This is a genomic window from Candidatus Poriferisodalis sp. (assembly GCF_965204195.1).
GTDB lineage: Bacteria > Actinomycetota > Acidimicrobiia > Acidimicrobiales > Poriferisodalaceae > Poriferisodalis.
The window spans coordinates 2,393,027-2,405,389 of record NZ_OZ241975.1; the positions used below are offsets into that span (position 1 = coordinate 2,393,027).

At 67.4% G+C, this 12,363-nt stretch carries 12 protein-coding genes; 4 read left to right on the forward strand and 8 right to left on the reverse strand.

The genetic code is table 11. The features are described from left to right. Positions 1-262 precede the first annotated feature (262 nt). Both ACOGI8_RS10700 and ACOGI8_RS10705 read left to right on the forward strand, forming a co-directional pair. A complete protein-coding gene (locus ACOGI8_RS10700; RefSeq protein ID WP_419853788.1) occupies positions 263-871 on the forward strand; it encodes a MarR family winged helix-turn-helix transcriptional regulator in 609 nt (202 codons plus the stop codon). Between the two features lie 39 nt (positions 872-910). Further along, entirely contained in the window at positions 911-2,143 is a 1,233-nt protein-coding gene (locus tag ACOGI8_RS10705) for an alpha/beta hydrolase family protein (RefSeq protein ID WP_419853789.1), read from the forward strand. Between the two features lie 42 nt (positions 2,144-2,185). Here the strand turns inward: ACOGI8_RS10705 and ACOGI8_RS10710 are convergent, their stop codons facing one another. From ACOGI8_RS10710 to uvrC, 8 genes are all read right to left on the reverse strand, one after another. Beyond that, complete coding sequence (locus ACOGI8_RS10710; RefSeq protein WP_419853790.1) at positions 2,186-3,781, reverse strand: AMP-binding protein; 1,596 nt, start codon at positions 3,779-3,781, stop codon at positions 2,186-2,188. A 6-nt stretch (positions 3,782-3,787) separates the two neighbouring features. Beyond that, positions 3,788-4,177 (reverse strand): helix-turn-helix domain-containing protein, encoded by a 390-nt coding sequence (locus ACOGI8_RS10715; RefSeq protein WP_419853791.1) that lies wholly within the window; start codon positions 4,175-4,177, stop codon positions 3,788-3,790. Then, positions 4,177-4,455, reverse strand: coding sequence for a hypothetical protein (locus ACOGI8_RS10720; RefSeq protein ID WP_419853792.1), 279 nt, complete (start codon positions 4,453-4,455; stop codon positions 4,177-4,179). Before ACOGI8_RS10720 ends, ACOGI8_RS10715 begins: the two co-directional genes overlap by 1 nt. An 88-nt stretch (positions 4,456-4,543) precedes the next feature. Further along, entirely contained in the window at positions 4,544-5,317 is a 774-nt protein-coding gene (gene tpiA / locus ACOGI8_RS10725) for a triose-phosphate isomerase (protein WP_419853793.1), read from the reverse strand. A 162-nt stretch (positions 5,318-5,479) separates the two neighbouring features. Then, positions 5,480-6,649, reverse strand: a complete 1,170-nt coding sequence (locus ACOGI8_RS10730; protein WP_419856400.1) for a phosphoglycerate kinase — start codon at positions 6,647-6,649, stop codon at positions 5,480-5,482. Positions 6,650-6,663: 14 nt separating this feature from the next. Then, positions 6,664-7,668 (reverse strand): type I glyceraldehyde-3-phosphate dehydrogenase, encoded by a 1,005-nt coding sequence (gap, locus tag ACOGI8_RS10735; protein ID WP_419853794.1) that lies wholly within the window; start codon positions 7,666-7,668, stop codon positions 6,664-6,666. Between the two features lie 89 nt (positions 7,669-7,757). After that, positions 7,758-8,672, reverse strand: coding sequence for an RNase adapter RapZ (gene rapZ / locus ACOGI8_RS10740; protein WP_419853795.1), 915 nt, complete (start codon positions 8,670-8,672; stop codon positions 7,758-7,760). A gap of 35 nt (positions 8,673-8,707) precedes the next feature. Beyond that, positions 8,708-10,582: an excinuclease ABC subunit UvrC gene (gene uvrC, locus ACOGI8_RS10745; RefSeq protein ID WP_419853796.1), complete on the reverse strand. Its 1,875-nt coding sequence runs from the start codon at positions 10,580-10,582 to the stop codon at positions 8,708-8,710. Between the two features lie 177 nt (positions 10,583-10,759). Here uvrC and ACOGI8_RS10750 point away from each other — a divergent pair, with 177 nt between their 5' ends. Together ACOGI8_RS10750 and ACOGI8_RS10755 are read left to right on the forward strand one after the other, a co-directional pair. After that, positions 10,760-11,095 carry an STAS domain-containing protein gene (locus ACOGI8_RS10750; RefSeq protein ID WP_419853797.1) on the forward strand — a complete coding sequence of 112 codons (336 nt, stop codon included), beginning with the start codon at positions 10,760-10,762 and terminating at the stop codon, positions 11,093-11,095. Positions 11,096-11,103: 8 nt separating this feature from the next. Beyond that, positions 11,104-12,276: a PP2C family protein-serine/threonine phosphatase gene (locus ACOGI8_RS10755; protein WP_419853798.1), complete on the forward strand. Its 1,173-nt coding sequence runs from the start codon at positions 11,104-11,106 to the stop codon at positions 12,274-12,276. Positions 12,277-12,363 lie beyond the last annotated feature (87 nt).

Here is a 12,363-nt window from a genome sequence, read left to right on the forward strand (position 1 = left end):
GTTCCTCCGGAATGCAAGGGGGGTGTCCGGTCTGATGTCACGAATCCCGGCGGCGTACCAGACACCTGCCGGAGCGAATTGGCGGACTGATGGGACACATGCCGTCGTCCAACTTGGCCGTCCGCCAATTGCATGACGCTATGCAATCATATCTACGTTACAGCGAGGTCACAAGCAGATTTCGCTTGATGAAATTGTGTGACACGCTGCAATGATCTGCTGGCGGGGACGCAGCAGATCGGCTAGATTATGAAGACCGCCCATGAGCTTGATCGAAACGGACCAGCAGGGCCAGACAGGCCCAGCGCAGTCGGGGGACAGCAGCGCTCGCCGCACGCTCGGGCTGCCTCGCGTTCGTGACGCGCAGCAGACCTGGGCGCCCGAGTCTGCCGACTGGGGCGATGAATGGGACCTCGATCACAAGGTCGCTGCCCTGTGGCGCGCCGCACGGCTGGGGCCGACCGTCGAACGGCTGCGGCGGCACGTGCTCGGGGGTGGATCCCAGTCGATCGAGCCCGGCCAGTTCCGGGCGCTCGACGCGGTGGCTGGTCACGGTCCCGTCTCCATCCGGACGCTCGCCGACATCATGGATGTCGAGCCCAGCACGGTGACACGCGCCGTCGTCCGGCTCGAGACCGATGGGCTCGTCTTCAAGCGACGAGCCGACCGCGACCACCGGGAGGTGCTGGTGGAGCTGACCGATCTCGGCGCGGCCCGCCACCAATACTTCGTCGACCGCGCCTACCGCATCTACGAGGAGATCTTCACCGTCTTCGACACCGGCGAGCGCGAAGTTCTTGCAGACTTGCTGGAGCGCATGCTGGTGTCGACCGATGCCGCACTCGCCCGGCTCGATGCCCGGGCGCTGTAGAGCGAGATCAAGCGACCAGCGAAAGAATCCCGACCGCCGATGACCGCCCTTCCCTCCGACGCTCCGACGGACAGCCGCCGACCGGCCTCGAAGCGGCCTGCGTCGCCGCTGCGCGCCGGCTGCCGGGCGGCGGGCTCGGTGGCCGAGTGGATCCGCGGGCACAACGAAGACGATCTGCCCGCGGTGCGCCAGACACCGGCCGCAGCGTGGAAGTGGATGATCGACGAGTGGTCGATCCAGCTGGAGCTGGCGTCGGCTCGCATGCGCATCCCCGACGGGCCGTTCCGCCAGCGGCTTCGCTCCGAGCTGGCCGAGGCCCGCAGCCTGTATGCCGAATGCGGCTGGCTCGACGACCCCGCTGCCTATCACCGCACTCCCCCGCCGCTCAATGGCGGGGTGCAGATCAGCGCGACCTCAGCCGGCGACGCCGACTTCTGGCACGTCCGATTCGCCAGCGAGTTCGAGCCGTGGCCCGGCGAGCCGGGACGCGACCGCTGGATGGACTACCGGCCGGTTCGCACCACCCATGCGTGGATGCTGCAGCACCCCGACCGACCCCGTCCCTGGGTGGTTGCCGTCAACGGCTACCGCACCGGCGAGCCCGAGATGGACATGTGGATGCTGTACGCGCACCGCCTGCACCGGCGCTGGGGCCTCAACGTGATCGCCGTGGTGCTCCCGCTGCACGGCCCCCGGGCAATCGGCGTCAGCGGCTCGCGGGTCATCCACGCAGGCGCCATGAACACGGTGTTCACCGTGGCGCAGGGCGCCTGGGACATCCGCCGGGTGATCGGATGGGTGCGCGACCAGCATGAAGCGCCGGCCGTTGCCGTGTCGGGCATCTCGCTCGGCGGCTACATGGCCGCCATGACCGCGGCGCTGGAAGACGACCTGGCTGCGGTGATCGCCGGTGTGCCCGAGAGCGACCTGGCGCGCGGCACCCGCCGGCAGGTCGAACCGCTGCTCCCGCCCTTCTACGAGCAGTGGGGGCTGTCGTGGGAGCCCTACGAGCAGACCCTCTCGGTGGTATCGCCGCTGTCGCTTCCCTGCAAGGTGCCCCACGAGCGGCGCTACATCTTCGCTGGGCTCCTCGACCGCTGGGTCCGGCCGGGCAACGTCAAAACGCTCTGGGAGCACTGGGATCGCCCCGACATGCTCTGGTACCAGGGCTCGCACCTGTCGTACCCGTTCGAGCGCGAGGTCGCTCGCTACGTCGACCGGGCCGCCGTCGAGACGTTCGGCCAGCAGCCGCCGGTGCCGCCAAGAGGCTGAGCCCGCTGGCGAACAAGAGCGGGAAACGACAGGCTGAGCCCGCTACACCCGGTCGGGGTGCCCCAGCACAGCGAGGCGGTGCCGCACGACCTTTCCCGTGGTGGTCATGGGCAGGGCATCCACGAAGTGAACGTCGCGCGGCACCATGAAGCTCGGAAGGTTCTCGCCGACCCAAGCACGCAGCTGGTCGGCATCGACGCGGCGCCGCGGGCGCGGCACCACGAACGCCGCCACACGCTGACCGAACTCGGGATCGTCCACCCCGACGACGGCTGCGATCTCGACGCTCGGATGACGCCCCAGTACCTCCTCGACACCAGAGGGGAAGACGTTCTCACCGCCCGTCACGATCATGTCGTTGGCGCGCCCTGAGATATGCAGCCGGCCGTCGGCGTCGAGACGGCCGATGTCGCCGGTGGCCATGAGCGTGCCCGCTCGGTCGCCGTCGCTCCCGTCGGTGTAGCCGAGGAATTGCGCTGTGCTGGCCAGGTGAACCCAGCCGGCACTGCCGTTGAGCGACGGCATGCCGTCATCATCGAGAATCGTCAGCGTCACGCCGTCGGGAGGTCGGCCCACCGTGCCGGGAGCTGCGCGCAGGTCGACAGGATCGGCGATGGTCCCGATGGCGGTCTCGGTGGAGCCGTACACGTTGTACAAGCGGTCTCCGAAGCGGTCCATCCATTCCCGGGCCAGGTCGCCCGACAGGACGTTGCCGCTGCTGAGCACCATGCGCGGTCGGCGCACCGCGCCGGGCTCGATCGGCAGGTCGAGAATGCGGCGCAGCATCAGCGGCACCACCACAAGGGCGTCGTAGCGCCGCTCGCACAGCAGCTGGCCCACCTCGGCCGCCTGGAATTGCCGCCTCATCTCGAGAGTGCTGGCGGTAGCGAGACCGACGACGAGCTGGCTCAGGCCCCAGGCGTGAAAGAGCGGCGAGGCGATGAAGTAGCGGTCGCCCAGGCGGTACGGGACGCGTCGCAGCATGCCGACACCGCCCGTGCGCGTCGTCTTCAGCGCGCGCACTGCGCTCTTCGGCGCTCCGGTGGTGCCCGATGTCAGCAGGACGAGCTTGGGCCGGCGCGACGGCGGCGAGCACGGCGAGCCGTCCGCTGCAATATGGGACAGCGAATCCGGGCCGCTCCCGTCGGCCACGAGCACCGCGGCATCCATGCCCGACTGGGCCACGACCTCGGCGAATTCCTCGTCGGCGACGATCACGGCGATGCCGTCGCGTGCGCACACCTCTGCGAGATTCGACGCAGGCAGCGCTGTCGAGAGCAGCACAGAGTCGCAGCCGGCGCGCTCGGACGCCACGAGCGCCGTCACGAACCACCGGTGGTTGCGGCACAGGATGCCGACGGCGCCGAGGCTGCCGTCGGGCTGGGTCGATTCGGCGCGCAATCGGGCTGCGACGCTCGATGCACTGCGGTCGAGCGTGCGGTAATCGACCGAACCGGCATCGTCGGTGATCGCGCTGCGACCGCCGAACCGCAGCGCCGCGGCCGTCACGGCAGCAGCGGTGCCGAGGCCCCACTGCACCGAAGCCCACCAGCGCGCCGAGCCGAGAGCTGCATCGGCAGCCCCCATGCGCAAGGCGACCTTCCACATGCTGTCGCCGGCGATCATGGATCCGGGCACAGAGCCTCAGTCTCCGCCGGTGTCGAAGCTGCGGTACACGCCCAGCAGCGCTGCCTTCTGCTCATCGGTGAGGTTCGGGTCGGCCTGCACCGCCTCCACCACCGAAGGCACGTCGTCGCGGTCCATCAGACCGGCATACGACAGCAGCGTGGCCGCGCGCACGTTCAACGCTTCGGCCAGCGCCTTGAGCACGCGCACAGACGGCTCGTGCAGGCCGCGCTCGATCTGGCTGAGGTACGGGTTCGACAGCCGAGCCATCTTGGCCAGCTGCCGCTGGCTCAGCTCCATCAGCTCACGCTGGGCCCGTATGAAGTCTCCGAGCTGGTCGAAGCCGGAAAACGGGTTCGCCGACCGCTGACCGTCCGCTTCGGCGGCCTCAGGGTCGGATGCGGCCATCAGGCCTGGGCGTCCTCGCTGGCCCGCTCCCAGGCTGCGGCGATGCGTGCGGCGCAGTCCTTGTTGGCCTCGTGCACCTGGCTCCAGAAGCTGAAGTAGGTGTCGATCATCTCGGTGGGCTTGGGCAGGTACTCCGCGAACGGGCTCGACGTAGCCGGCACGGCAGACAGCCAAGCCTCAGCGACGCGCTCGTTCATCGAGACGAACTGCTCTTGGGCAGTCTTCATCTGCTCGAGGGTGCGGTCCTGCATGTCGCGGATGGAATCGAGGACGGCCATGTGACGTGCTCCTGGGGAAAGGGGGAAGTGCCGGCGGGGGTCACCGACACTGTTAGAAATAGTACCCACTGCGGGAACAACTTGCAACTTACAAATGCGTTGCCGAGTGGACTATTCGAGCGAACTGGACAGGGTCGAGGGAGGCGCCGCCGACGAGGGCGCCGTCGATGTCAGTCTGCGCTAGGAGTTCGGGCGCATTGGCGGGCTTGACTGAGCCGCCGTACTGGATGCGGACCTGCTCGCCGGTTCCCCGGCGCATGCCGTCGACAACGCCACGGACGGCTGCGCACATCTCCTGCGCGTCGTCAGGAGATGCGTTGCGTCCGGTGCCGATGGCCCAGACGGGCTCGTAGGCCACCACCAGCGTCTCGAAGTGGGCCTTGGCGAGCTCGGCGAGACTGCCTCGCAGCTGCGTGCTGACGACATCGACCGCCTGTCCGGCTTCGCGTTCGGCAAGCGTCTCGCCGACGCAGACGATCGGTGTCATGCCAGCTTTGGCGACGGCCGCCGCTTTGGCGGCGATGAACTCATCGGTCTCGCCGAATAGCGCCCGACGCTCGCTGTGGCCGACGATGACGTAGCTCACGTCGAGCTTGGCCAGCATTGCGGGCGATACCTCGCCGGTGAACGCGCCTTGAGCCTGATCGTGGCAATTCTGCGCGCCCAGCTTGAACTCCAAGCGGTCCGCGTCGATGACCGTCTGGCAGCTCCGCAGATCGACAAAAGGTGGGTGCAGGCTCACCTCCACCTGGTCGTAGCGGTGGCGAGCCAGCTCGTAGCTGAGCTTCTGGCAGAGCTGGATGGCCTCCAGGTGATTGAGGTGCATCTTCCAGTTACCCGAGATCAGAGGCGTTCGGCTCATCGTCTACCCCCATTTCTCATTGGCCCGCCGCAGCGGCGGGTCGTACCCGAAATCAGAGGCGTTCGGCTCATCGTCTACCCCCATTTCTCATTGGCCCGCCGAAGCGGCGGGTCGTACCCGAAACCAGTGGCGTTCGGTTCATCGTTGCTCTCCCCGACTGGCTCACCGCTGCGGCGAGTCTCGCAGGGCGGCGAGCCCGGGCAGATCGCCGTGCTCGATGAGCTCGAGGCCCGCCCCTCCCCCGGTCGAGATGTGATCCATGTAGGGCGCCAGCCCGAATTGGGCCACTGCCGCGGCGCTGTCTCCGCCGCCGACCACGGTGAACGCGCGGGAATCCGCCATCGACTGGGCCACCGCGCGGGTTCCCGCGGCGAATCGCTCGTCTTCGAACAGGCCCATCGGGCCGTTCCAGAACACCGTTCGGGCTCCTGCAATCACATCGTCGAACTCGGCCGCTGAGCCGGGGCCGATGTCGAGGCCGCGGCAGCCGTCGGGCAGGCTGCGGCCCATCTGGCGCACCGTCCCGCCGGCATCGAGGGCGGTGATGTCGTTGGGCAGAACGATTCTGGCGCCGCTCCCGAGCAGGCGTTCGCAGGTCTCGATGAAGTCGGGCTCGCACAGCGAGTCACCGATCGGGTGACCCAATGCGGCCAAGAAGGTGAAACACATGCCGCCGCCGATGACCAGCGTGTCGACAACGTCCAGCAGCGCTTCGACTACGCCGAGCTTGTCACTCACCTTGGCGCCGCCGAGCACGGCCACAAACGGCCGCTTGGCGTCGGTGCGCAGGCCGCCGAGCACGTCGGCTTCCCGCTGCAGCAGTCGGCCCGCGGCGCTCGGTAGGCGCTGTGGCGGTCCCACGATGGAGGCGTGCGCCCGATGGCTCGCCCCGAAGGCGTCGTTCACGTAGCCGTCGAACGCAACCACATCTGTACCCGCTGGCGCACCGCCGAACGGGACAAAGAGGCCGCCGGAGACGAGCGCCTCCACGAAGGCCGGATCGTTGGACGTCTCTCCCGGGCTGAAGCGGAGGTTCTCGGCCAGCGCGACGCCGGGGGCCAGCTCCGCAAGACGTTCCGCCGCAGGGGCCAGTGAGTAACGCTCATCTGGGACGCCTGACGGCCGACCCAGGTGCGAGCAGGCGGTGACGGAAGCTCCGCGCTCCGTCAGCCAGCGCAAGGTCGGCAATGCCGCCCGGATGCGCAAGTCGTCCGCGATCTCTGGCCGACCGTCCCCGCCGTCACGCAACGGAACATTGAAGTCGCACCGAACCAGGATGCGCCGGCCGTCGAGACCGCCGAGCCGCAGCTCGAGGTCGTCCAGCGCCGGCAGGCTGCCGGCGCTGCTCATCGGTTGCAGGTGATGCCCACGAGGTCCACCAGCCGGTTCGAGTAGCCCCACTCGTTGTCGTACCAGCCGAGCACCTTGACCATGCTGCCCATCGCCATGGTCAGACCGGCGTCGAACACGCAGCTCGCCGGGTTGCCCACGATGTCACTGCTCACGAGCGGGTCTTCGGAATAGTCCAGAACGCCGGCCAGCGGACCGCTGGCCGCAGCGGCAGCGAATGCCTCGTTCACGTCGTCGACGCTGGGGCTGGCGTCCAGCGTCGCCGTGAAGTCGGTGATCGAGCCGTCGGGGATCGGCACCCGCAGCGAGGTGCCGTCGAGCTTGCCGTCCATCGCCTGCAGCACCAGCCCTGTCGCCCGGGCGGCACCGGTCGAGGTGGGAATGATGTTCACGGCTGCCGCGCGGGCCCGGCGCAGGTCGCCGTGCGGCCCGTCCACCAGCGACTGGTCGCCGGTATAGGCGTGGATGGTGGTCATGAGGCCCTGCTGCACGCCGAAGGCTTGGTCGAGCACCTGCACCATCGGCACGAAGCAGTTCGTCGTGCAGCTCGCGTTCGAGACCACCTTGTGCGCTTCGGGGTCGAAGTCGGCATCGTTCACCCCCACCACAAATGTGGCGTCGGCACCGGACGCAGGTGCCGACACGATCACGAGCGGTGCGCCCGCGTCGAGGTGCATCGACGCCTTGTCACGGGAGGTGAAGATGCCGGTCGATTCCACAACGACGTCGACGCCGTAGTCACCCCAGGGCAGGTCGGCCGGGTTGCGCTCTGACAGCACCGGCAGCACTGTGCCGTCGATCGAGATGCCGCCCTCGACTGCAGCGATGTCGTGCGGCAGGTTGCCGAGCACCGAGTCGTACTTGAGCAGGTGGGCCATGGTGGCGGTGTCGCCGAGATCGTTCACCGCCACGATCTCGATGTCGCAGTCGGGGCGGTCGGCCGCCCGGTAGAAGTTGCGCCCGATCCGGCCGAAACCGTTGACGCCCACGCGCACGCTCATCTGCTGCTGTCCTCTTCGCTCTGCGGGCCTGGCGGGCTGCCTGCACCCCGGCCCATTCCGTCGCTAGCTGTCTAGCGGGCAAATGGTGGCTAGCGGGCGATGTCGCGGTGGCGGCTGTGCAGATCGTGGCCCGCCCCGGCGAGCAACCGCGTCACTTCCTCGGCAATCGCCACGCTGCGGTGGCGTCCGCCGGTGCAGCCCAGTGCGATCGTCAGGTACGACTTGCCTTCGGTCCGGTACGACGGCAGCAGCGCTTCGAGCAGCGGCATGAGGTGCTCAAGAAACGTCATGGTCGCCGGCTGGCCGAGCACCCACTCGCGCACCCCGGGATGGAGACCGGTGAATGGCCGCAGCTCGGGCACCCAGTGCGGGTTCGGCAGGAAGCGGCAGTCGAACACCAGGTCGGCCTCGCGCGGCACGCCGTGCTTGTACCCGAATGACATGACAGCGGTCCGCATCTGGAGTTCATCGCCGGTTGTCCCGAACTCGTCGTGCACTCGATCTCGCAGCTCATGGACATTCAGATCGCCCGTGTCGATAACGACATCGGCCGTGTCACGTACGTCGGCCAGCAGCTCGCGCTCCAGTTCGATGGCATCGATGACCGACTCCGCCACCGGTTCCGCCATCGCTGGCTCGGGCGCATCGGCGATCGCCGGCTGATCGCCGGTGTGCAGCGGGTGCCGCCTGCGGGTGTCGTCGTAACGCCGCACCAGCACGTCGGTCGGAGCATCCAGATAGACGACGCGCACGGCGGCATTGCGCTCGCGCAACTGTGAGATTGCCGTCACCAGATCCTCCCGGTACTCCCGGGTTCCCGCTACCAACGCCATGCGACGCAGCCGCGCACCGGGCCGAGCCACCATGTCGGCCACGTCACCGATCAAGTGCGGCGGCAAGTTGTCGATGACGAACCAGCCGAGATCTTCGAGCGCGTTGGCAGCCGTCGAGCGCCCGGCGCCCGACAAGCCGGCCACAATCACAAACTCCGGCCCCCCAGCCATGTCGCCGAGCGTACGGCGCGCCTACCGGTTGAGCATCAGGAGCCCGTCGGCGTCGCCTCTGGGTGAGTCGCAGCGAACACCGCCTCCGCCACGGCGTCGGGCAGCCAGCTCAGCGCCCGCAAGTCGTCGAGCGATGCCGACTTGACCGCACCGACGCTGCCGAGCTCGCGCACCAGCCGCGCTCGCCGCTTGTCCCCCAGCCCGGCGATGCCGTCGAGCACCCCCCGCTTCATGGCCTTGCCGCGCAGCCTGCGGTGGTACGACACGGCAAAGCGGTGGCTCTCGTCGCGCACTCGCTGCAGCAGGTACAGCGCCTCGGACTGACGAGGGATGCGCACCGCCTCCGAACGGCCCGGCACGAACACTTCCTCGAACTGTTTGGCGAGGGCGCACACCGGGATCTGCTCGCGGAGTCCCATCTCGTCGAGCACTGCCCCCGCCACGCTGAGCTGTCCCTTGCCGCCGTCCACCACCAGCAGCTGGGGCGGGTAGGCGAAGCGACCTTGCTCGGATGCCGGCAGGTCTCGCTCGGCCAGGTAGTTCCGCAGCCGCCGGCGCAGCACCTCGTCCATGGCCGCGTAGTCATCGTTGCCATCGACATTGCGAAGCCTGAAGTGCCGGTACTCGCTGCGGCGCGGCAGGCCGTCCTCGAGCACCACCATCGAGCCGACGTAGTTGGTTCCCTGCAGGTGGCTCATGTCGTAGCACTCGATGCGCAGCGGCGGTCGGGGCAGCTCCAGGTACTCGGCCAGCTCATTCAGCGCCCGAGCCCGGCTGTTGTGATCGCTGCCACGACGCATCCGGTGCCGTGCGAGCGACTCGCGCGCGTTGTGGCGCGCCGTGTCCATCAGCGCGCGCTTGTCGCCCCGTTGCGGAATGCGCAGTGTCACTCGAGAGCCACGCTGCTCGCTCAGCCATTGCTCGTACAGCGCTGTGTCGGACGGCAATTCCGGAACGAGCACGAGCTTGGGCCAGCCCAGCGGGTTCTCCTCGTGATACAGCCCCGAGAGCACGCGGGAAACGAGCTGCGGGCCGTCGAGTGCCTCCACCTTGTCCACGACGAACCCTCGCTGGCCCATCACCCGCCCCTTGCGCACGAAGAACAGCTGGACGGCCGCTTCCAGCTCGTCGTCGCTGATGCCGACCACGTCGAAGTCCTCGTTGCGCGTCCCGGCGAGCTGCTGCTTTTCGATGGCACGCCGGACGCTGGCAAGCCGATCCCGCAGCCGGGCTGCCAGCTCGAACTCGAGCTCAGTCGATGCATCGGCCATGCGCTGGGTGAGATCGTTGACGATTGCGTCGGTATCGCCTTCGAGAAAGCGCACTAGCTCCCTGACGAGCCGGTCGTATTCGTCGCGCCCGATCTCGCCCACGCACGGGCCGGCGCACTGCTCGATGTGGTACAGCAGGCACGGCCGGCCGAGCCGCTGGTGCGTGGCCAGCTTGTTGTCGCTGCATGTACGGATCGGGAACGTCCGCAGCAGCAGGTCGAGCGTCTCGCGGATGGCGTAGGCGTGTCCGTATGGCCCGAAGTATCGGTTGCCGCGCTTGCGCCGCCCGCGCATGACCATGGCACGAGGCCACTCGTCGAGCAGGGTTACCGCCAGGAACGGGTACGACTTGTCGTCACGCAGTCTGACGTTGAATCGCGGCTGGTGCCGTTGGATGAGGCTGTACTCGAGCATGAGCGCCTCGACCTCGGTCGACACCTCGATCCACTCGACGGACGCGGCCGAGGCGACCATCTGTGCGGTACGGAGGGGCAGGCCGGCGGGATCGCCGAAGTAGCTGTTCAGGCGGGATCGAAGGCTCTTCGCCTTGCCCACGTAGATGATCCGTCCGTCCGCGTCCAAGAACTGGTAGCTGCCCGGTGTATCCGGAACCGATCCCCCCTCAGGACGCAGACCCACACTCGCAGGTTAAGAGGCGGCGCCCAAGAGGGGGGCCGATGAGGTGGATACCGCAAAGGTGTGTAGTAGGTTTCGCCGACGTAAGGCCTGAACTTTGGGGTGTCGGATCGGGCATGCCTCAGGACTGGCATGATGCGGTACCTCCGCATCTCGTAGCTGCGCAGGAGGCTGCACAATATGGAACTCGCACAGGAGCGGGACGCAGGCACGAACGTGATCAGTCCCGCGGGTCGGGTGGACGGATCGAACTCCGCCGAATTTCACGAGTCGCTGATGGCTGCTCTTTCGGGCGATGACAATCGCGTCATCCTCGACATGGGTGGCATCGACTACATCAGCAGCGCCGGCCTGCGTGTCCTGTTGCTGCTCGCTCAGCACCTGGGCGGCAGTTCGACGCCATTCGCCGTTTGCTCGCTCGCAGCCTCGGTCGACGAAGTGTTCCGCATCAGCGGCTTCAATCAGATCATCACGGTGTTCGGAACGCTCGACGAGGCGAAGGCACAGCTGGCGTAGTCACGCCCATGTCCCAGCCCTGGCGCATCCTCGTCGTCGACGACGAGCCCGATCTTGAGCCGCTCGTCCTGCAGCGGATGCGGAGACACATCCGCAGCGGCAAGTACGAATTCGAGTTCGCCGGAAACGGCTTGGAGGCGCTCGAGAAACTGCGGGCCGACGACAGCATCGACTTGGTGCTGTCCGACATCAACATGCCGCAGATGGACGGGCTGACGCTGCTGTCCCAGCTCGGCTCGCTCAATCAGGATCTGCGAGCCGTAATCATCTCCGCCTACGGCGACATGGGCAACATCCGAACGGCGATGAACCGGGGCGCGTTCGACTTCGTCACCAAGCCGGTCGACTTCGACGATCTGCAGATCACGATCGAGCGCACAGTCGAGCATCTCCGGCAGTGGCGGGAGGCCACGGCATCGCGCGACAAGCTGGTCACGCTTCAAAACGAGCTCGACATCGCCACCAACGTGCAGCAGTCGATCCTGCCATCCGACTTCCCGGCGACGGCCATGTACGAGATCAACGCCAATATGGTTCCGGCGCGCAACGTCGGCGGCGACTTCTACGACTACGTCGGCGTTCCAGAAGACCGGATGTTCGCGACCGTTGCCGATGTCTCCGACAAAGGCATTCCTGCAGCGCTGTTCATGATGTCGAGCCGGACTGCCCTCAAGGGTGCCGCCATCGGTACCGGTTCGCCGCGCGAAGCCCTCATCGAGGCGAACCGGGTACTCCAGGCCGACAACCCGACCTTCATGTTCGTGACGGTCATCATGGCGGTGTATGACCCCCACAGCGGCGAGATCACGTATTCGAGCGCCGGCCACGACCCACCGGTGGTGGTCCGTGCCGACGGAAGCGCCGAGCAATTGCCCGCTACCGGAGGCATCGCCTTGGGCATCGCGCCCGAAGAGATCTTCACGGCGAATCTGAGCGAGCAGACGATCTCGCTGGGACCCGGCGAGACCCTCATTCTCTACACCGACGGTGTCAGCGAGGCCATGAACGCGGACGACGAGGAATTCGGTCTTGCTCGACTCCTCGAGCTCTTCGTCGGCAGCCCGCCCCAGAACGCTGACGCCGCGATGACCGCGATATTCAATGCGGTCCACGAGTTCGCCGGGGAAGCTCCCGCCTCCGATGACATCACCTGTCTGGCACTGCATCGGAATGCCTCATGAACAGGTTCACGCTCAGCGGCGCCCGTCTGGCGATTGACCCGCTCGTGCACGCTCGACCGCGCCGCAGAACTCCCACTACGGAGCACC

Bases quoted from the DNA above. Each gene is read 5' to 3' on its own strand.
- gap (WP_419853794.1), bottom strand. From the start codon at position 7,668: ATGAGCGTGCGCGTGGGCGTCAACGGTTTCGGCCGGATCGGGCGCAAC.
- ACOGI8_RS10705 (WP_419853789.1), top strand. From the start codon at position 911: ATGACCGCCCTTCCCTCCGACGCTCCGACGGACAGCCGCCGACCGGCC.
- rapZ (WP_419853795.1), bottom strand. From the start codon at position 8,672: ATGGCTGGGGGGCCGGAGTTTGTGATTGTGGCCGGCTTGTCGGGCGCC.
- ACOGI8_RS10750 (WP_419853797.1), top strand. From the start codon at position 10,760: ATGGAACTCGCACAGGAGCGGGACGCAGGCACGAACGTGATCAGTCCC.
- ACOGI8_RS10755 (WP_419853798.1), top strand. From the start codon at position 11,104: ATGTCCCAGCCCTGGCGCATCCTCGTCGTCGACGACGAGCCCGATCTT.
- tpiA (WP_419853793.1), bottom strand. From the start codon at position 5,317: ATGAGCCGAACGCCTCTGATCTCGGGTAACTGGAAGATGCACCTCAAT.
- ACOGI8_RS10720 (WP_419853792.1), bottom strand. From the start codon at position 4,455: ATGGCCGTCCTCGATTCCATCCGCGACATGCAGGACCGCACCCTCGAG.
- ACOGI8_RS10715 (WP_419853791.1), bottom strand. From the start codon at position 4,177: ATGGCCGCATCCGACCCTGAGGCCGCCGAAGCGGACGGTCAGCGGTCG.
- ACOGI8_RS10700 (WP_419853788.1), top strand. From the start codon at position 263: ATGAGCTTGATCGAAACGGACCAGCAGGGCCAGACAGGCCCAGCGCAG.